The organism is Vibrio sp. 2433-A1, from assembly GCF_056726085.1.
Genome location: NZ_JBRESC010000006.1, coordinates 24,547 through 44,512 on the forward strand (window position 1 = coordinate 24,547; position 19,966 = coordinate 44,512).

Annotated in this window: 22 protein-coding genes; 7 read left to right on the plus strand and 15 right to left on the minus strand. The window is 44.9% G+C overall.

Translation table 11 applies throughout. From position 1 onward, the window contains the following. Window positions 1-31: 31 nt before the first annotated feature. Complete coding sequence (gene nadE / locus ACU01J_RS07775; protein ID WP_481085166.1) at window positions 32-859, minus strand: ammonia-dependent NAD(+) synthetase; 828 nt, start codon at window positions 857-859, stop codon at window positions 32-34. Between the two features lie 185 nt (window positions 860-1,044). On the opposite strand from nadE, the gene ACU01J_RS07780 reads away from it, so the two are divergent. Both ACU01J_RS07780 and ACU01J_RS07785 read left to right on the plus strand, forming a co-directional pair. After that, complete coding sequence (locus ACU01J_RS07780; RefSeq protein WP_481085167.1) at window positions 1,045-1,557, plus strand: nicotinate-nicotinamide nucleotide adenylyltransferase; 513 nt, start codon at window positions 1,045-1,047, stop codon at window positions 1,555-1,557. Window positions 1,558-1,589: 32 nt separating this feature from the next. Beyond that, entirely contained in the window at window positions 1,590-2,072 is a 483-nt protein-coding gene (locus ACU01J_RS07785; RefSeq protein ID WP_481085168.1) for a hypothetical protein, read from the plus strand. A 42-nt stretch (window positions 2,073-2,114) separates the two neighbouring features. Here ACU01J_RS07785 and ACU01J_RS07790 read toward each other — a convergent pair whose 3' ends face one another. Next, a complete protein-coding gene (locus ACU01J_RS07790) occupies window positions 2,115-3,965 on the minus strand; it encodes a putative bifunctional diguanylate cyclase/phosphodiesterase (RefSeq protein ID WP_481085169.1) in 1,851 nt (616 codons plus the stop codon). 134 nt (window positions 3,966-4,099) lie between these two features. After that, window positions 4,100-4,987, minus strand: coding sequence for a LysR family transcriptional regulator (locus tag ACU01J_RS07795; protein WP_481085170.1), 888 nt, complete (start codon window positions 4,985-4,987; stop codon window positions 4,100-4,102). A 113-nt stretch (window positions 4,988-5,100) separates the two neighbouring features. Between ACU01J_RS07795 and ACU01J_RS07800 the strand changes: the two genes are divergently transcribed. From ACU01J_RS07800 to ACU01J_RS07810, 3 genes are all read left to right on the plus strand, one after another. Then, window positions 5,101-6,279 carry a multidrug effflux MFS transporter gene (locus ACU01J_RS07800; RefSeq protein WP_481085171.1) on the plus strand — a complete coding sequence of 393 codons (1,179 nt, stop codon included), beginning with the start codon at window positions 5,101-5,103 and terminating at the stop codon, window positions 6,277-6,279. A 52-nt stretch (window positions 6,280-6,331) separates the two neighbouring features. Then, window positions 6,332-6,682, plus strand: coding sequence for a hypothetical protein (locus ACU01J_RS07805; protein ID WP_481085348.1), 351 nt, complete (start codon window positions 6,332-6,334; stop codon window positions 6,680-6,682). A gap of 70 nt (window positions 6,683-6,752) precedes the next feature. Further along, window positions 6,753-6,887, plus strand: coding sequence for a hypothetical protein (locus tag ACU01J_RS07810; RefSeq protein ID WP_004412174.1), 135 nt, complete (start codon window positions 6,753-6,755; stop codon window positions 6,885-6,887). Between the two features lie 110 nt (window positions 6,888-6,997). Here the strand turns inward: ACU01J_RS07810 and ACU01J_RS07815 are convergent, their stop codons facing one another. From ACU01J_RS07815 to norR, 9 genes are all read right to left on the minus strand, one after another. Beyond that, window positions 6,998-7,597, minus strand: coding sequence for a glutaredoxin (locus ACU01J_RS07815; protein WP_481085172.1), 600 nt, complete (start codon window positions 7,595-7,597; stop codon window positions 6,998-7,000). Window positions 7,598-7,658: 61 nt separating this feature from the next. Further along, window positions 7,659-8,540 (minus strand): DMT family transporter, encoded by an 882-nt coding sequence (locus ACU01J_RS07820; RefSeq protein ID WP_481085173.1) that lies wholly within the window; start codon window positions 8,538-8,540, stop codon window positions 7,659-7,661. Between the two features lie 127 nt (window positions 8,541-8,667). Beyond that, window positions 8,668-9,585, minus strand: coding sequence for a DMT family transporter (locus ACU01J_RS07825; RefSeq protein ID WP_481085174.1), 918 nt, complete (start codon window positions 9,583-9,585; stop codon window positions 8,668-8,670). A gap of 202 nt (window positions 9,586-9,787) precedes the next feature. After that, window positions 9,788-11,125, minus strand: coding sequence for an MATE family efflux transporter (locus ACU01J_RS07830; RefSeq protein ID WP_481085175.1), 1,338 nt, complete (start codon window positions 11,123-11,125; stop codon window positions 9,788-9,790). 141 nt (window positions 11,126-11,266) lie between these two features. Beyond that, complete coding sequence (locus ACU01J_RS07835; protein WP_481085176.1) at window positions 11,267-13,186, minus strand: monovalent cation:proton antiporter-2 (CPA2) family protein; 1,920 nt, start codon at window positions 13,184-13,186, stop codon at window positions 11,267-11,269. Beyond that, window positions 13,183-13,806 carry an NAD(P)H-dependent oxidoreductase gene (locus ACU01J_RS07840; RefSeq protein ID WP_481085177.1) on the minus strand — a complete coding sequence of 208 codons (624 nt, stop codon included), beginning with the start codon at window positions 13,804-13,806 and terminating at the stop codon, window positions 13,183-13,185. Before ACU01J_RS07840 ends, ACU01J_RS07835 begins: the two co-directional genes overlap by 4 nt. A gap of 95 nt (window positions 13,807-13,901) precedes the next feature. Then, window positions 13,902-14,510 (minus strand): HAD family hydrolase, encoded by a 609-nt coding sequence (locus tag ACU01J_RS07845; protein ID WP_481085178.1) that lies wholly within the window; start codon window positions 14,508-14,510, stop codon window positions 13,902-13,904. A gap of 14 nt (window positions 14,511-14,524) precedes the next feature. Then, window positions 14,525-14,884, minus strand: coding sequence for a glutaredoxin family protein (locus ACU01J_RS07850; RefSeq protein ID WP_481085179.1), 360 nt, complete (start codon window positions 14,882-14,884; stop codon window positions 14,525-14,527). Window positions 14,885-14,957: 73 nt separating this feature from the next. Next, complete coding sequence (gene norR / locus ACU01J_RS07855; RefSeq protein ID WP_481085180.1) at window positions 14,958-16,547, minus strand: nitric oxide reductase transcriptional regulator NorR; 1,590 nt, start codon at window positions 16,545-16,547, stop codon at window positions 14,958-14,960. A 229-nt stretch (window positions 16,548-16,776) separates the two neighbouring features. Here norR and hmpA point away from each other — a divergent pair, with 229 nt between their 5' ends. Further along, complete coding sequence (gene hmpA, locus ACU01J_RS07860) at window positions 16,777-17,952, plus strand: NO-inducible flavohemoprotein (RefSeq protein WP_481085181.1); 1,176 nt, start codon at window positions 16,777-16,779, stop codon at window positions 17,950-17,952. A 52-nt stretch (window positions 17,953-18,004) separates the two neighbouring features. Here hmpA and ACU01J_RS07865 read toward each other — a convergent pair whose 3' ends face one another. The 3 genes from ACU01J_RS07865 to ACU01J_RS07875 all read right to left on the minus strand — a co-directional run bounded on the left by ACU01J_RS07865 (window position 18,005) and on the right by ACU01J_RS07875 (window position 19,354). Then, window positions 18,005-18,544: a hypothetical protein gene (locus ACU01J_RS07865; protein ID WP_481085182.1), complete on the minus strand. Its 540-nt coding sequence runs from the start codon at window positions 18,542-18,544 to the stop codon at window positions 18,005-18,007. After that, window positions 18,537-19,076 (minus strand): YaeQ family protein, encoded by a 540-nt coding sequence (locus ACU01J_RS07870; protein WP_481085183.1) that lies wholly within the window; start codon window positions 19,074-19,076, stop codon window positions 18,537-18,539. The genes ACU01J_RS07865 and ACU01J_RS07870 overlap by 8 nt, the downstream gene beginning before the upstream one ends. A gap of 68 nt (window positions 19,077-19,144) precedes the next feature. Beyond that, window positions 19,145-19,354 (minus strand): cold-shock protein, encoded by a 210-nt coding sequence (locus tag ACU01J_RS07875; protein WP_004412161.1) that lies wholly within the window; start codon window positions 19,352-19,354, stop codon window positions 19,145-19,147. A 371-nt stretch (window positions 19,355-19,725) separates the two neighbouring features. Here ACU01J_RS07875 and ACU01J_RS07880 point away from each other — a divergent pair, with 371 nt between their 5' ends. Beyond that, complete coding sequence (locus ACU01J_RS07880) at window positions 19,726-19,938, plus strand: alternative ribosome-rescue factor A (RefSeq protein ID WP_481085184.1); 213 nt, start codon at window positions 19,726-19,728, stop codon at window positions 19,936-19,938. The last annotated feature ends 28 nt before the right edge of the window (window positions 19,939-19,966 follow it).

Sequence of the window (19,966 nt, forward strand, 5' to 3'; positions counted from 1 at the left end):
CTATCGACTGAACGATAGAGCCTGCATCATGTTAGTCGTAGATGGTAGGGATAGGTTGGCGCTTGTGTTGAGTGACTTTATAAATGTGCACTAAACGATCCGCCACCTCCTGAGAGACTGGTTTTCCTTCTAAGAAATCATCGATTTGTTCATAGCTAAGGTTCAACGCGTCTTCGTCCGCTTTTTGTGGGTCCAGTTCTTCAAGGTCTGCTGTTGGCACCTTTTTAACGAGCTGTTCTGGTGCTCCAAGTGTTGCAGCAAGCTCACGTACCTGACGCTTACTTAGACCAAATAGTGGTGCCATATCGCATGCGCCGTCACCAAACTTAGTGTAGAAACCGGTGATATTTTCTGCAGAGTGGTCAGTACCAATCACCAAGCCACCAACATAACCCGCGATTTCGTATTGAGCAACCATACGTGCGCGTGCTTTAACATTGCCTTTGACGAAGTCAACTTTCGCCTTGTCTTCTGGAAGTAGGCCCGTACCTTCAAGAGCAATGTGGCTAGCAGCGTGTAAGCCGTCGACACCTGCTTTGATGTTAACGGAGACTGAATGAGAAGGTTGGATAAATTGCAGTGCTAGTTGCGCTTCATCTTCATCTTTTTGCTCTCCGTAAGGTAGACGAACGGCAATAAACTGGTAGCCAGCGTTGCTTTCTTCATTCAGTTGGTTTACAGCAAGTTGCGCCAAGCGGCCACAAGTCGTTGAATCCACACCACCACTGATCCCGAGTACAAGAGACTTACATCCAGATTCTTGTAATTTGCGCTTAATAAAATCGACGCGACGAGTAATTTCAAAATGAGGGTCAATTGATGGCAAAACGCGCATTTCGTCGCGAATCAGCTGTTCCATTATGTTTCCTTCCTGCAAGCAATATGGTTTAAAATTGTATGTCTAACGAGTGACTTTAACAGGTCTACCTCAGGCCAAACTCTGAAACTTGAAGTGAACGTGTTAAAGTCACATCGCTATATCATACCTCAATCAATAAATTAGAAAACTGTGATCGCGGTTTTCCCGGATAGTGAAGAACAACAATGAGCAAAATTGCCGTATTTGGTAGTGCATTTAATCCACCTAGTCTTGGCCATAAGAGCGTTATCGAGTCTCTTGGTCATTTTGATCGAGTTCTGCTGCTACCGAGTGTTGCTCATGCATGGGGAAAACAGATGCTTGAGTACTCTGTACGTTGTGAGTTAGTGGATGCTTTCATTGAAGATCTCGCCGTGACAAATGTTGAACGCTCTACGATTGAAGAAGATCTTCATCAGCCGGGAAGCAGCGTAACAACGTTTGCTGTGTTAGAAGAATTACAAGCTCGTTATCCTGAGAGTGAGTTTACTTTCGTCATGGGTCCAGACAATTTCTTCAATTTTTCAAAGTTTCACAAAGCAGACGAAATTCTAGAGAGATGGCGCGTATTGAGTTGCCCAGAGCAGGTAAAAATTCGAAGTACAGATATTCGAAATGCGCTAATTGATAAAAAGGATATTTCTCACCTCACAACGTCTAAAGTATGTCGTAAACTTGCCGAAAAAGAGTATTATTAAATGGTCTAGTGTACGATATATAAGAGGCATGAATGTCAAAGGGCGGATTGATATGGGGGGCTTTATTTTTGTCTTCTGTTTCAAATGCGTGTGAGATGTATGGCAGCAGTTCCAGTTCTCAATCAGTAATGTTAGGGCAGCCAGGTGTCTGCTTTTCGATACTTGATGGTATTGGTTATACCGTTAAGTCGATAGACTCAATGAGCAGTTATATGGTTGAGGATTCAACGGATTACTCAACCTATTGGTCAGAATGGCTGTTACAAAATGACAGTAATCCAATTTTAACCAAAAGTTTATCCTCAAATTATATTGGTTTGGGTGTATGGGTACCGAGCGAGCTTGAAGATCAACTTTCTAGTATGGGTACGGAAGAGTGGATTAAAAGCCATGGTTTACAGCTAAGCCTTGGCTTTGGTGACATAAACACCGGCGAGCCTCGCATGCGAATCGATTATCGTTGGCATGAAGAGAAACACGGTGACGTGATGATGCAAGTCGAAGTCCCGTTCTAACCTATAAAGTTGATTTTTAGCAGCAAGTTTAATCGTTCTTCACTACCCGTTAGAAACTTGCTGCCCTTCTAATCGCTCATAACAATGGCTAATTAATTGCTCTGGAGTCTCAGGCTTCGAAAAGTAGTAACCTTGAATTAAGTTGCATCCCATTGCATAGAGCTTTTCTAATGCCTCTTGGTTCTCTACGCCTTCCGCTATCAATTTGACCTCCAATTGCTTGGCTAACTGAACGATCAACCAAACTACGCGCTCGGCTGTTTCATTGCTCAACATGTTATTGATAAACGTTGAGTCAATCTTAATGCAGTCAATTGGGTAGCTGTGAATATAGTTGAGACTTGAATAACCAGTGCCAAAGTCATCAAGAGCGACAGTAAATCCAAGCAAGCGTAACTTAGTCAGGATACTTTTGACTTCATCGGTTTGCGACAACAGCACTGTCTCTGTAAGCTCGATAGTGAATTCTTCAGGGGTGAAGTTGTAACTCTGTATAGTGTCGAGCAAGTGCTGTAAGTAGCGTTCAGAATTATTCAATTCGTGAGCTGAACAGTTAAGCCCTAATTTGACTTTGTGTCCCAATCCTTTTTCTAACGCGATTTTTGCCTTACACGCCAGTTCGACAATACGTTCACCAAAATCAACAATTAGGCCTGATTGCTCCGCAGCTTCAATAAACTCTAAAGGAGGGATGGCCCCTAATGCCTTACTTTGCCAACGCGCTAGGATTTCATAGTAATCCCATTGTTTGTTGTTTCGCTCAACTATCGGCTGAGCCACAACGTAAATCTCACCATCACTGATGGTTTCTCTTGAGAGCTCATTTCGCAAAGCATCGATGATCAACGCGCGTCGATAGTATTGTGCGCTTAAATGGGTATCGTAGCATTGCACATTAATGTGCCTAGATTGCTTGCAATCTTTAAGCGCCAAACTGGCGTTGAGTATGATCTGATCTGGAGTGATATGTGGCCCTGCACTTTTCGCTAAACCAATACTGATGCTGAATTTAATGTTGTGCGCTGGGTCTTGATAGCCTTTCTCAAGGTTTTTAATGATGGTATGACAGATTTCGAATGGATCGCCCGACAGGGTAATAAACGCGAATTCATCGCCGGCGATACGAAAGGCAAGATGCTTATCTTTAATCGCTAGCTTAATGGTGTTAGCGACAAATTTAATGATCTGGTCGCCAATATAGTTCCCATATAAGTCATTGATTGATTTGAAGTTGTCTATATCAATATAAGCAAGGGTGAACGAGTCAATATTCATTTCATTGAGGCGTTCGATCTTATCCGATAGGAAGCTGCGATTAAGTAGGCCAGTTAGGTTGTCATGAGAGACTTCATAGCTGAGCTGGTCGACTAAGGTCTCTGAACGAGCGGATAGCCATTTAGCACGTAAATTGTGAGTGACGATATTGGCAAACAGTTTGTGCCCCTCAACCAGAAGCTCTTCTTGTTCGGCAATTATCTCGTGGTTGAATGTAGACAGCAAAACACCTAACGTTTCACTATTCGCCGCTTTTAAGGGAATGGCGATAAAGGCTTCTATGTTGTTATCAAAGATAAATTGTTCACTCGGGTGGTGCGAAGAGGCCTGACTGCGACACAGCGTGTACTCTTGATTGGATTGAGTCACAAATGCCCAAGTGGTTCGTGTTAAAGGCGTTGTACAGTGGTTTCGTTGCAGCCTTAACTCACTCGATGACGCGAGCAAGGCGGATTTTGGGGTAAACTGGTCGAACTCGATGACACAAGTGCAAAGCGAGCCCGTATATTGGTGCAGCTCATAAGTAGCTTTGTTGAGCAGCTCAAGGCCGTCCAAGCTTAATGTCTCGCCAAGTGTTTCCACACTTAGTGTATCTGGTACTGATGGTGTCCTAGCCATAACGAGTAACTCACTATTATCGCAACTTATGTTGCTTATTTATCGGTTGGGTTACTCTTTAAATATGGTATCAGATGCATAAACTTGCAAACTTAAATGAAAAGTAATTACATGAGTGGTTTTAGCGTGGCCTGTTACTGAGATTGTTCCTTAGATAGACGGGCTTTTAGGTAATCTAAAAACAGTTTAGTTCTAGTGTGTTGGTAATCAAGTTTCGGGTAATAGGCATACACCAAAGCCTCATCAGCAGTGATACTAGGTAAAATTCGTTTAAGTGTCCCGATTCTGAGCTCTTCTTTGATCATCACGTCGTTTGACAATAAGATCCCCATGCCACTTTTGGCGGCATAGAATAGAGCTTCAGGGTTTGTCGTTGCAAAATTGCCACTAAGAGAGAGTTTTTGTCCTTTTGTTAAAGTGATCTCTCGTTGAGTTCGCTCGCCCCAAACTAACATATTGTGTTGAGTAAGTGCTTTTGCATCCTCTGGCTCACCATGCTGTTCAATATATGCGGGTGATGCGTAAAAACCGGCTTTGTGCTCGAAAAGGGGGGTGGCTTTAAAGCTTAGTGAGTTGAGCTGTTCTATCTCTCGGCTGATAAAGAGATCTAAACTGAGTGTTGGGAGTTGACCCGGAGTCGTCGTTATGAGCTGGATGCGGATATCTGGATACATCTTCAAGAAATCATTGAGATACTGCACCAGAAACTTTGACCCAACTGCTAGCGTCGCACCAATTTTCAGTAGCCCTACCGGAGTTTCAGAAACAGAGCGCGTTTCATCAACGATAGACTGCCACCCGTCCAACTGCACTTTGGCGCGTTCGTAGAATAGGGCACCTGCTTCAGTTTGGGTCACTGAACGAGTCGTACGTTTTAGCAATTGCGCGCCAATACGTTCTTCGAGCCAATGAATGCGTTTACTGATGGCTGAGCTGGTGGTATTCAATGTTCTTGCAGCGCCGTTGAAGCTGCCCTCATCTACTACACGAATATAACTATGAACGCTTTGAATCCAATCCATCACTCATCCTTATTGTTTCTTTGTGGGAATTAATTACTTTCCATTTTGCCATATTATCATTCAATCGGGACGCATATACACTCAAATCATAGATAATTGATTAAGGAGTCGCTATGAAGAAAACCCCGATTTTATTAGCCATGATGATCATTGCGACAGGACAGGTTGGTGTGAGTATCTACCTACCGTCTCTGCCTATGATCAGCGAATCTTTACAGGCCAACCAAGCTGACATTCAACTTTTAGTGACTCTATTTTTGGTTGGCTTCGGTGCTTCTCAATTATTCTATGGCCCACTTTCCGATGCGATAGGGCGTAGACCCGTCTTTATTATCGGCCAAGGCATTTACCTAATTGGTACCGTGATGTGCATTACTAACACGGATAGCTTGTCGATTTTGACGGTAGGACGCTTGCTGCAAGGTATGGGGTCGGGTAGTGCCTCTGTCCTCGGTCGTAGTGTACTGCGAGACAGCTATGAGGGGGCTCAACTGACTAAAGCGCTCTCTTACATCTCGGTCACCGCTTCAATAATGCCCATAGTGGCACCTGTTTTAGGCGGGTGGATCTCGTTCTACCTAGGTTGGGAAGCGGTATTCAGTTTTGTTTTGTTGTATCTAGTGGCTATTTTCACGCTCGGCTATTTCATATTGCCTGAAACCATGAGTTACGGAAAATCACGTTTCGATGTGGGCAATGTGATTAAGAACTATGGACGACTCATTACCAACAAACAGGTGATATCGAGCGCAAGTTATAACTGGATTAGTTATCTCACGAGCTTAGTTTCTCTCTCAGTGATGCCCTTCATCTTGCAACATAACTTAGGCCTGACCGCAGCAGAGTATGGCTCGGTGATGATCATTCCTTCAGCAGGACTTATGGCCGGAAGCCTGACATTAAATGTTTTGAATCGCTACCTGTCTACACGTCAGTTGATGACGTTAGCTATTGGAATTATGACCTTTGCCGGAGTTTGGTTGGTGGTAACGCCAGTTTCACTGTTCAACCTGGTTTGGGCATTTACTTGGCTAACGGTTGCTCAGGGTATTTCTTTTCCTTTGTCGATCAGTATGTTGCTTGAGCCGCACAAACGACAGGCGGGCTCAGTGTCGGCGCTATCAGGCTCAATTCAAATGTGCTTAGCGGGTTTATTTGGCGGATATTTGGTTGAATACTGGGTACAGAGCCAATTCGCGATGGGGGTGTTTTATTTGATCGCTGCGTTAACCATGGCTTATGTCTTGATTGCTTCTAAGAAGGTATCCACTGCGCAGCAAGAGTTTGCTTGATCGACAGTTGAGGGTACAATGCCCGCAAAATTGAGATATCGAGATGAAAACGATGGAACATAAAGAGTTTGAAACTTTAGTTAAGTTACTATGTGAGAAAGAAAACTTGCCACAGGCGCTCGAGCTATTAAAAGCATCTGAAGATGGTGAGGTTTCAGAAGCAGCGCAATCTTTGTCTGGTCAATTCGCACTTGCAGAAGTTGATGGCGCAAAGCGTATTTACCATGTGACCGTGCAAGAAAACGAGCAAGGTGAAGAGCAAGAGTTTGTTGAGCATGTAATGGATGAGGGTGAAGATGTGATCCGATTCGTTGCGTGGTTCTTTGATGTTATGTTTGAGGTGAAGCGTAAAGATACTTATCTAGCGGCAGGCAAAACTTACACTCAGCCAAAACGCGCTTAGTAATGTGATATAGTTCTTGTTTTTATGGTAATTGTGATTAAAATCACACTCCTATTTTTAGGAGACAATCATGAATCACGAACTAGGCAATGCTTATATTGGTCAAATGATCGCTAAGCAAGCTATGCACGAAGCACTATATGGTAAGCCTAAAGCGAAGAAAGCCTCTTTTATTAAGCGAATGATGAAGAAGTTGGCGAAGTAAGCGTAATGTGAAATGGATTTTTCTAATCTCGATTTGTAACGAGCTTAGTCAAAAGCCCCGCTGATTTCAGCGGGGCTTTTTGTTGTGTGCGTTAATTTTTGTTGAATGGACTAAAGTGACACGACGTTATCGGGAACTGTGCTCAGCCCCTTTTCTTCAATCCATGCACTGAGATTATCTGCACCACCGATATAATGACCGTTCAACCAGATTTGCGGCACGGTTACCGGGGTTTTCTCGCCGATGATTGCCTTAACCTCAGGGATCATTCGGTATAGTGCAGCGCTATCTTTAACCACATCATAGTAGTGATAGTCAATGCCTGCCTCATCCAATATTTTTTTCGCTTTAACACAATAAGGGCAGGTGGCTTTGCCATAGACAATATTGCCTTTGAGTGTGTCGCGCTTTGTCCACTCTTGGATTACCGATTGAACTAACACTCCGCGGTTGAGTGCTTCGCCTTGGCTAACAACTTTACCTTCGATCATCAGGATCGGTGCATGCCAAGCGCCAACTTTAAGTGGCTCCCACCAATGAGAGAGCCAATCCTTCACTTCTAATTCGATTGGGATACCGGCCAATTCATTATCAAAGGTATCAGCAAGGATATCTTTGGTTAACGTACATTCTCCACATGGAATGTTTACTTTAAATGGTCCCCAGCTACCAGCCCATTTATAGAGTGTTAGTTTTATTGGACTTGTCATAGATTGCTCTCCTTAAATGCCTATGACTAATTAGAACGGCGTCAGATGGCTTATCTTTCAGCTATTGTGATTTTTTTGCTTCCCAGCGAGTAATGAACGCGACTGAAGCAATAATGATCGCTGCGCCTAACCACAATCGTCCCGGTGGAACCCAGCCAAATACCGCCCAACCTGCGAGTACATTCAATGGCAGTTTGGCATGATCAAATGGCTGAACAAACGAGGCATCTGCGACTGAGTAGGCTTTTACAATAGCCCACTGAGCCAAGGCTGTCATTACGCCAGCCGCCAACAGAACTAGCCAAATCTCTCCGCCGCTTGGCATCTGCCAGTCAGGTAGCGCAAGCAAGATATTAAATGGAGTGATTAAGATAAGAAGGTAGACCACCATTGTTGAAGGAGAATCGTCAGACGAGAGTTTTTTTACCATCAGCGAGTAACAGGCCCAGAAAAAGGCGGCACCCACAGGTAGCAAAGTCGCCCAGTTAAATTCTTCTGACCATGGCTCTAAAATGATCATTGCGCCAACAAAGCCCGCTAGCGTTGCTGCCCAGCGCGCAGGGCCTACTTTCTCTTTGAGGAATAAGCCTGAACCTACGGTTGCAAACAGTGGTGATGTCATCAGCAAAGCAATACCTTGCCAGATCGGAACAGGGTAGGCGAGCGCCCAAAGCCAAAGTTGGATACCGATAACCGCTAGAAACACTCGAAAGACATGCAGACCAAGGTGCTGAGTTCGCAGCGATTTTCCAATACCTAACGTCTTCAAATAAGGAAGGATCACGACCAGTGCAATGGCATATTGGATAAGGGCGACAGTCGTCGACGATAGGCCAAAATTAATACTGGCGATTTGGGCAAGACTATTAACAATGGCAAACGCTAGCCCTGCTGTAAGCATCCAGCTAGCCCCTTGAATTGGGTTATGATTTCTGGTGGTCATGATGTAGGTGTATGAAAAATTGATAGTGCGAATCATACGACTTTATTGAAGTGAGATCACCTCAGTAATTTGAACTTGTTCTTCAATAAAGCCGAATGAGGGCAATTTCGTTATTGATTGATCAGCCTTAGCGTTTTTTATTCAGTGTGTACACGGAAGCGACGACAAGAATAAGACCAAGAGCATGCCAAATCGTAAACAGCTCATCGAGCACCATCACGGCAAAAATGGCGGTGATAGCAGGACCGATATTGTTGGTTAGGCTAAGTGTTGTTGGGGTGAGTCGCGCCATTGCTGCAGCCATCAGATAAGACGGCAGCACGGTACAAAAAATACCGAGTAAAATACCGATGGTAATCAGTTCAGTGCTCCAATCAGCCGGAGAGGCATCACTCAGCGATAGGTGAACAAGAATCGCGAGCCCGGCGCTGCCCATGCCGATACTGGTAAACATTGAGCTACCTAAGTGGCTAATAAGCGGCTTACTCCAGACTAAATAAAAAGCGAAGACCAACGCCGAGGTGATCGCAAGTAAACTCCCTGAGACAACAGACGAGCCAAAGGCACTAAAGTCATGAAAGACAATGAAACCAATCCCGACATAGCCAATCAGCGCGGAAGATAATACGGTGCGAGTGGGTTTATTGCCGTACAGCCCCCAACTGATCAACACAACAAAGGTTGGGAACAGGAAGATCAATAGGCGTTCAAGCTGGGCTGAGATATGAGCCAGTGATGCGATATCTAAAAAGCTGGCTAGATAGTAACCCATGACACCGATCGCCGCAGCTTTTAATCCATAATGCTTAACGTTAAGGCGGTTTTCTCTGTGTCGGCACAGAAATAGGAATATGAGCAAATAGACCGGAAGTGAGCTGAAGGCTCGTAGCGTCATGATAGAGGTGGCATCGCCACCATATTGATAAGCAATCTTGATAAATATCGGCTTTACAGAGAACAGGACGCACCCTGCGAGTGCCATCAAAATACCAAATTGGGTGGCAGATGATGTGCTTGAAGAGGCGGAGTGAGTTTTTTCGGTCATTCGTCTCGTATCCTTTTTGAGAGAGGAGGCTACGAGAAAGGAAGGCTGGCTACGTTCTCGTAGCCAGGCGCAGTGTTACCTACCGGCTACAGGCATTAAGAAGAAGGAGCCAAAGGTAGGTAAACACAAAAGTCATAATCATTCCAACTGATGGTGAATTTTTAGACTATCTTCGTCGCACGTAAAATGCAACCGCCTGTTGTTAGTTTTGTTGCAACTTTAATTCGACTTGCTTCAGCACATTTTGGTACATAGACCAAGCGCAGACACCCGCTAAAATATTGCCGATAAACGCGCCCCAGAACAGACCTTGAATGCCATACAAGTGTGAGCCTAGCCATAAACAAGGTAAGAAGAAGGCAAACAGGCGTAGCGCTGAAATGGTCAGTGCGGTATACGATTTTCCAAGTGCATTGTTGATTGAAACCATCAACATACAGATGCCAAGGGGACCTAAACTAAACGGCACAACCATCAGATGATAGTTAAGAATCGATTCAACTCCTCCTTCACTAGTCATGAGAGTCGCTAAGCCGTGAGAGCCAAGCCAAGTGGCGGCGGCGATGAGCAATTGGAAACCCAGTACAAATTTGACCGCGATGCTGACCAGTTTACGGATGTCTGTAAGGTTGTTAGCGCCGATCAGCTTTCCGACCATTGGTGGCATTGACATCGTCAGTGCGAGTACGGAAACAATTGCGAAAAACTCGTACCTTGAACCCAGAGCCCACGCAGCAACCGCCGCCGTGCCATAGCTTGCTAGCAGTTTTGTTGCGAGCATCGATGAAAGCGGTGGCAGCAATTGGCTGATCATCGCTGGCCCCATAATGTTACCAATCGAGCGAAGGCTTTTTACGACGTTTAAATCACTCCAATCGAAGCTCATCCAATGCTTGCTTGTCACCTTAGGAGCGACAAAAAGAATACCCAAGCCGAATGCGATAATGGTTGCTATAGCCGCTCCGTTGATGCCCATATCTAAAGTGAAAATAAAAATAGGGTCGAGCACTAAGTTGAGCGCGCTGGTCACCATCATCATGGTTCCTGGCAGCATGGTATTACCGTTGGCCCGACAGACACTATATAAGAAATAGAGCACAGCACCAGTCCATGAACTGGCGAGCCAGTAGATCCAGTAACTATCAATGATCGGGAGTATGGATTCTGGCGCGCTAAGCAGCCCTAGAATCGGTTCTCGGACCACATAGATAATCACCGAAAACAGCGCGACCCCGACGCTACCCATTGTAATGACAAGGCCACCAAGCTGTTTGGCATAGCGCTCTTGCTTAGCACCAATCGCTTTAGCAATCACAGAAGTGGTCGCGATGCCTAGACCAACCTGAATTCCGATAATGATCATTTGAATCGGCAAGGTAAAGCCCTGAGCGGCGAGAGGCAAAACGCCGAGTTGTCCGATAAAGGCACTGTCTACCAGTTGGAAACTCATCAATGAGAGTACACCAAACAGCATTGGCCAAGTCATTTTGAATAGTTGCTTCCCTAAAGAATGCGTTGGGTCTTGTGTTGTTGAAGTCATAGCCACTTTTTGAATTAAGGTCTTTCGACTGAACTTAAAGTTAAACCGAGGCAATGGTGCCTCGGTTTACTATTGTTTCACATACATCGTAGCCATTACGCCCGATTTCAAGGGGGGGGGCTAAATAATCATGCGCAAGCGCTACTCTTGCTTAAAGTCGTCTGCATAGCCTCTTGGAGGCGGTGTCCATCCTCGTTCACCACTTTCATGACGGTCTGAACGATCGGTTTGCATCGCTAACTTGATATGCTCTTCCATATGCATAAAGAGTTTTCGGTAGTTATTGTCGAAGCGTTCGTTTTCCGAATCGTCTTCCCACGCGTGATAAAGCATATCGGACTTTTTGTCCTCAACACGTTTATAGGCGGATTTTTGTTGTTCGACGTGGAATGGATGGAAGTTCAATTCGCGCATTGCGTGTGCACCCAGCTCAAGAGCAGAGTGGTAAGTTTCAAGCTCAATAATATCGGCGCCCGCTTGGCGAAGTAGATAACCATGACCTCGGTCGAATGCACGAGCCAGAACCTTAACATGAGGATAACTGTGTTTTACGTACTTAGTAAGTTCCACGCAAGTCTCTCTGTTATCAATGGCAATCACCAGCATCGACGCCTCTTCAATCCCTGCGGTATGCAACAAATCTGGACGACTTGCATCACCAAAGTAGGCCTTGGTATCGATTTGGCGAACAACATCCACCTGCGCGGCTTGTTGGTCAAGGACCACGGTATGAACACCATTCGACACGAGTAAGCGGTTTACAATTTGGCCAAATCGACCAATGCCAGCAATGATAACGGTGCCTTTTTCTTCGATGGTATCCGCTTCTCGCTCGTTGGATTGCTGCTCAAATCTCGGCAAAATGACTTTATCAAATAGAATGAATAGCCCTGGAGTAAGGAACATCGACAATGCAACCACCAGTGACAAAGTCTGCGCAATCTCTTGAGGAATAACATGATTTTGCATGGTAAAACTCAGTAGAACGAAACCAAATTCACCGGCTTGAGCAAGGCTGAGAGTAAATAGCCAACGGTTACTGCCTTTAATCCGAAAAATAAACGCAAGGGCGTAAAGGACAACGGCTTTAAGCAACATAACGCCTAGAGTGAGACCGATGATCAATGCAAAGTCATCAAACAGAATGCCAAAGTTAATCCCAGCCCCTACGGTGATGAAAAACAGACCGAGTAGCAGACCTTTGAAAGGATCAATATTGGATTCGAGTTCGTGTCGGAATTCACTGTTAGCCAGTACAACGCCCGCAAGAAAGGTCCCCAGTGCAGGAGATAAGCCAACTAAGCTCATCAAAGCAGCGATACCGACGACCAACATTAGCGCCGTTGCGGTGAAGATCTCACGTAGCCCAGAGCTGGCAACAAACCTGAACAGAGGCCGACTTAAGTAATGACCACCGACGACTAAGCCGATGATTGAAGCAATGATAACTAAGCCGTAAGCCCAACCGGGTAAGCCTGCCACAAGGCTAAGCTCTTCGTGGTGATCGGACGCGGTGGTAACTGCAGATTGCGCTTGCTCTACCAACTCTGGAAGTGCCAAGAGCGGAATAAACGCCAACATTGGGATCACAGCAATATCTTGGAACAACAGTACTGAGAAGGCATTTTGGCCGCCGTCGGTTTTGTTGAGGCCTTTTTCGTTGAATGTTTGCAGTACGATAGCGGTCGACGAAAGGGCGAAGATCAGACCTATAGCCAGAGCAATAGTCCAAGGTTGTTGGAAGTAGAGGGCGATAGCCATGACAATGGCGGCAGTGCCACCAACCTGAAGTCCGCCTAAACCAATTAAGCGATTACGCATCGACCATAACATCTTCGGCTCAAGCTCTAAGCCCACTAAGAACAGCATCATAACCACACCAAATTCAGCAAAGTGTTGGATGGTGTTGGTCTCTTCGCCGACGAGACCTATGATAGGGCCGATCACGACGCCAGCGATCAGATAGCCTAATACAGAGCCGAGCCCCAAGCGCTTAGCGATAGGAACAGCAATGACTGCCGCCGCTAAGTAAATGAATGCTTGTAGGAAGTAACCGGTCATAGCTGCGCCTCTTTTTTCGCTAATGTGTCGACGTAGTGATTGAGTTTCTCTACCTTATTGGCTTGCTCATAATCGACTTGGTCATTGACAAGTGCTTTTAGTAGTCGTGTCCAATTGTCGACATGTGTTTCGACACGTCCATCGGCCTGCGCGGTGCGTGCACCAAACAGCGCAAATGGCGCGAGATACTTCATACCTGTAAGGCTTGCCATCTGCTCAAGCGGGTGAAGTAATTCGCGAATGGTGTAGTGGTTGTAGCCATCGGTTTGGTAAGCCTCAGCTTTGCCACCGGCTGACAGCGAGCATAAGAATTTTTTGCCATGCAATGAGGTACCGTCATTTCCGTAAGCAAATCCGTATTCGAGTACTAAATCTTGCCACTCTTTTAAAATCGCAGGCGTTGAATACCAGTAGAGTGGAAATTGAAAGATGATCACATCGTGCTCTAACAAGCGCTGCTGTTCTTTGTCGATATTAATTTGATAGGTTGGGTATTCATAATAAAGGTCTACAACCGTAACGCCTTCAACCTTTTTGGCCGTATTGAAAAGATGCTGATTGACTTCAGAACGCCCAGGAGAAGGGTGAGCGTATAATACGAGGACTTTATTGTTTGACATATCTTGTCTCGCTGGTTGATAAGTGTTGGCGGTATCAAGCTTTTTTTACACAACGTCGAGCTATTCATCAAAGAGAACTAGTGTATTTCATAGAATCAGTAATGCTTGGAAATGGTGGCTTCTAAGTCATTTAGATGTTCAACGATGAGTGAGGCATGAGCGGTGAATGGCGTGTGTTTTCCATGCGTAACGAGGCACGAAGGCATTGCTGCATTGAACGCCGCTTGCAGATCATATAGGTAATCCCCAACATAAAGGATCTCATTCGACTCGAGCTGCCATTCATTGGCTAAGAAGAGTAACGAGTCGGGAGCTGGCTTAGGTGGGAAGTGCTCACGCGTAATAACGTTAGGAATGGCTATTTTGTTGTGAGAGAGCTTAGTGTTAGCCGCTTCAGAGCAGTTTCTGGTAATAACGGCAGTCAGAAGATTGTTGCTGCTGATGAAGTTGAGAAGGGACTCACAACCCGGCATTGGGCTGGATTTCTCGGCATCTTCAAGTTCGTGTTGAAGAACCAATGAATGCGCATTGGCTTGAGTTTTCTGACAGTCAATTTGGTCGATAAAAGAGAGCAGATCTTGATTACTTGGACAACCAAGCTGCTCTCTTAACCATTGAAAGTCCATATCTGAGCTCACTAGGGTATTATCAAGATCAAAAACGATGGCTTTGATTTGAGGGATGTTGAGTGGCACATGTGACATAGACATTCCTTTAATTATGCGAACTCTTTCTCCAAGTAAGCAACGATATCTGAAGATTCATACATCCATTGAACGTCGCCGTCTTTTTCGATTCTTAAGCAAGGCACTTTCACTTTTCCACCGCCAGCTTCAAGTTCTGAGCGGTGGGCATGATCATTTTTTGCATCGCGTAAGTCAAACTTGACTGATTGGCGCTTCATCGCACGACGAACCTTAACGCAGAAAGGGCATGCTTCAAACTGGTATAACGCCAGAGATTGTGCTTTTGAATCAACAGCTTGTTGATCTTCTGCAGAGCGTTTTACGCCTTTTGGTGAAAAGACAAAGTTGAGCAGTAGAATTACGCGCCCTAAGAACCAGCGGATAAACTTCATAACAATCCTATTATTATATTTTAAGGTGACATTTACGTTACGCATTGTAACTGAGATGTGACCAATCTTAAACTTAGCTAAGCTTTATTTGATGCTTCTTGCTTACTTCAATACCTAATCGTTTCGCTAGTCGAGTCAAGTTCGCGCGATCAGTCTTTAATTGGCGAGCCGCTTGCGCCCAATTAAATTGTGCATTGTTTAATGCCGTGATGATCATTTGGCGTTGATACTCTTCAGTTGACTCTCTTAAGCCTAACGATGGGTTTATTTCTGCTAAAGAATGAGTTGCTAAGCCTTCGCTAGGGATGGGCATATCTGGCATCGAGTCTAGTTCACCAATATCTTCGACCGAGATGGTGATCAGTTTGCCGCCTCGTCCTCTCGCTCTGGCTTTTAATGCTGCGCGATTAATGACGTGCTCGAGCTCGCGTACGTTGCCCGGCCAGTTGTAGCGGGCTAACTCAATACGCGCTTCCTTGCCCAGCTTGATTTGCACGATGCCAAGCTTTCTTCTTGCTTGTTCTAGGAAGTAACCCGCAAGTAGCACAATGTCTCCATTTCGCTCACGCAGAGCAGGGACGGTGATTGGGTAGACACTCAAGCGGTGATATAAGTCTGAACGAAATCGGCCTTCTGACACTTCTTCTTTCAGATCTCGGTTGGTTGCTGCCAGTACTCGAACATCAATGGTTTGCACCTTATCTTGACCCACAGGCTGGATTTCATTGTTTTGAAGCGCGCGGAGAATCTTACTTTGCGCTGTTAGTGGAAGTTCACCGATTTCATCTAAGAACAGGGTACCACCATCCGCAAGGGCGAATTTACCTAAGCGAGATTTGTCCGCACCAGTAAAGGCCCCTTTCACATGGCCAAATAACTCACTCTCGACTAGATTTTCAGGTATTGCTGCGCAGTTAACGTAAACCAGAGGCTGTTTTTTGCGTGGAGATAAATGATGCAGACTGCGCGCAACCAGCTCTTTACCCACACCTGTTTCGCCGTGGATAAGGATATTGAAATTAGAAGGGGCAACCACTTCGATATCCGCTTTCAGCGCTTGCATTGAGTGGCTGTCACCAATGATCTCACTGCCGTCTCTATCCCACGCTTCTTCGTTGAGCTCTTCAAATTTTTGCTGGATTTGCTTAGCTTGTTGTTCAAGTTGGCTTACCGCAAGAGCGACTTTCAGTGTTGAAGCAGCAATTGCAGAAAGTGCTTCAAGACTGCGGGTTGGAATTTGCTCAAATACACCAGGGGTTAAGCTATCGAGAGTTAGTACACCGAGCAGCTTGTCAGCGTAAAACAGAGGTAGCCCCATGCATGAGTGCATCGGTAAGTCACCTTCGTAATCGAGCAGTAGGTTGTCGAATGGGTCGGGTAAGTCAGAATCAGCATCGAACCGGACTGCACTCTTGGACTCGCAAATTTTCGCGAAGCGAGGATGCTCTGCGATTTTAAAACGGCGACCGAGGGTGTCTCTAGTTAAGCCTTGAAGAGCAAGCGGGACGAGCGTGTCACCTTGCAATGAGAGTAATGCCACGCTGTCGCACTGAATAGCTTTGCGAATCGCGTCGAGTAAGCTGTTGAATCGATCTTGATCGTTGTCACCGCGGGCGAGACCAATGGTCATATCGATTAGCGTAGAAATAGAGATATCTTGCATGACTTATGATGGTGTACTAGAGCTATTAAACGTTGATTTAGAATTAAACACAGTTTGAGAGATATTTCAAACCTTATAGGTCAATATGACTTGGTGCTTATGTGTCGAAATGACATTTAATTGACTGGAACGTGACGAAAAACCAGTGTTTTACAAGGATATTCAAGTTGGCATCGTTCGTGCAAAAGTAGAAGTGCACAAATAAAAAATTAATGAGGAGAAAGTCTCAATGCTTAACAACCAACATATTGAAGTCGTTAAAAGTACCATTCCACTATTAGAATCTGCAGGGCCGGCATTAACTCAACATTTCTACCAAAGAATGTTCTCTCATAACCCTGAGCTTAAAGACATCTTTAATATGACGCATCAAAAAACAGGCCGCCAAGGTGTTGCGCTGTTTGAAGCGATTGCTGCGTATGCGAAAAACATTGAAAACTTAGCGGCGCTGACCTCTGCAGTAGAGCGAATTGCCCAAAAACACACTAGCTTTAATATTCAAGCGGAGCATTACCAAATCGTCGGACATCACTTGATTGAGACACTACGTGAACTCGCAAGCGACGCATTTACTCAAGAAGTTGAAGAAGCATGGACCGCGGCGTATCTATTCTTGGCGCAGATCTTTATTGACCGTGAAGGTGAACTTTACCTGCAGCGCAGACAAGCCGTAGGTGGTTGGGCAAATACGCGCTCATTTGTCGTTTCTAGCAAGAAGGCGGAATCTGAATTTGTGACTAGCTTTGTATTGACTCCTGAAGATGGCCAAGCGGTATTAGATTACCAACCGGGTCAATACATCGGCATTGAGTTAAAACCATCAGCGGGTGAGAACAACGAGATCCGCCAGTACTCGCTATCGCAAAAATCAAACGGGGTCGATTACCGAATCTCAGTAAAACGCGAAATTGGTGAATATAAAGGGTTGGTTTCAAACCACCTGCACGATGACGTTCATGAAGGTGACACGGTAAGCCTATATCCACCTGCAGGTGATTTCTTCTATCAAGAAAAAAGTCAGCCAGTGGTATTGATCTCTGCAGGTGTTGGTGCAACTCCGATGCAATCAATGATGCAGACCTTTGCAGCTCAAGGCAAAAAAGACGTCACAGTGCTTTACGCTTGTAACAATGCTGCGCAGCACACCTTCAAACAAGAGGTGTCTGACCTTGCCCTAGATCACAACTGGCCAACGTTTACTTGGTACCTAACGGAAAGCACGGCAGATTTCTCAGGCCAATTAGATGTGACTTTAGTGGCGAAAGAACTACCAATTGCTAATGGTGACTTTTACCTATGTGGTCCAGTTGGTTTTATGGAAGCAGCAGTGAAGCAGTTAGAAAGCGTGGGTGTTGAGCGCGATCGTATTCATTATGAGGTGTTTGGGCCTCATGCTTACTTGTAATTAACCGAAAAAGGCCCTTTGTGAAGGGCCTTTTTAGTGCGCTGTTATAGAACTAGCTAAATAACGACTTGAGCCACAGCATAAGCTTAGACGGCTTTTTAGTTGCAAGAGGTGACCGTTCGCTGCCCAGATAAAAGCTTTCTAAGAACTGGGTACGCAGCTCTTGCGTTGATGCGAATGTCGTCGCTGAAAGTAGCGTGGCAGAATTGAAAGCATGGTCATTGGCGAGGCTAAAGTCCATTCTTAAATAGCCTTGGCAGTAGAGCCACAAATGGGTAACCAAAGCGAATTGACGACTACCAAGTTCTTCAAACTTTTGTGCATGCTCATTACCAAGGTTCTCATCCAAGACCTTACGCATCGCTGCTGCTGATTCAGCTTGAGACTCGATGTGACTTGCTTCTTCAATATGAGCTTTGGTAAGAACACCTAAAAGATGCTGAATAGGATCGATATCTGGTTTTCTGCCACAAGCGCGCTTAAAGAGAGCGTTATGCTTTGCAATAAACATCTCGAACGACTTTCGATCTGATTCTACAACTGTAATAGCGTCAGTTTGAATCTCGCTCAGTTGCTGTTCTAGCTCAGTCATTGGCTTGTAACTGCTCTAAGGTGATTTCGAATGAACCTTTATCAGAGTCGACAAACAGACTCTCGCCAGTAATCATCACTGACAGATCCATACTGCGCTCTACAGTTTCAGAGAAGGCTTCAATGCTTTCTGGATCAAAGCGGTAGATATTGGCTTTGTATTGGTGAACCTTGTTTTTGATCTGTTGCCACCAAACGTCTGATTTGCTGTTGAAAGAGAACACATCAACATTTGGAGCGAGGCGAGACGCTTTCTTAATACGGTCCAGTGACGGTTCGCCAATATCAACCCAAAGTTGAATCTGGTCATCCAAAGATTTTACCCATAGATCAGGCTCTTCAGTGGTGGATAGTCCTTTCGTCAACGCCAACTCTGGTTGCCATTTAACGCAGAAAGCTAAAACACGAGCCATCATACGAGGAACTGACTCAGACGGGTGTTGTGCAACAGTCAGTTGGGTAGAGTCGTACAGGTCGCGATTGGTATCAGAAAGCGAAATACGGAACTTATAAATTGTAGGTTTGAGAGCCATAAAACTTCTTATATATAAAAAAATAGCCAGCGTAATGCTGGCTATTGTAAAACTTTAGTACTTAAAAATTAAAGTACTTTGATGTTCTCAGCTTGAGGGCCTTTTTGGCCAGTAGTTACAACGAACTCAACTTTTTGACCTTCAACTAGAGTACGGAAACCGTCACCAGTGATAGCAGAGAAGTGAGCAAAAACGTCTGGGCCGTTTTCTTGTTGAATGAAGCCGAAACCTTTAGTTTCGTTAAACCATTTTACTGTACCAGTTACAGTGTTAGACATAGTGTATATCCTTGATAGATCATGTAAAAGCCATACGGCATCGATAGCGTGGAAAAGGAGATTGCTATTGCGCACGACGTTACGACAGACATCAATACATCTAACGGAACGGCGAAAGTAAACAAGTACCGTTTTCAAGCTGACGATTAGTCTAAAGACACGTGCAACTAAGTCAATAACAATAGGGGGCTTTTGGCCCTTGAATCATGGGTTTTCATTAGAAATTTGCGCTAGGTATAGTTTCGAAAATTTTGATGATTTATCTATAAGTAGTGTAACATTTGCCAAGCTGGTTTGTGATAAGACGATTTAAGGGAAACGTTAAAGCGTATGAAAGATGAAACTGGCATCAAATAGACAATGGAGGCCATATGGCAAAGAAGAAACGTCCTGCTGAGTTCAGTGACGATAAACCGGTGACCCAAACCGAATTTGGTCGAGGTCAAATAAACGATAACGCGCTCAAAGCGGTAGTAACAAGTAAGCTGTTTAAGGTAAGAGTAGAGAAATCGAAAAAAGGCAAAGGAAGCTATCAACGCAACCTAAAACATAGAGGCAAAGAGCCCTATTCAAAAGCCGCTTAAATAGCGATGTTTGAATAGGGCTCTTTCA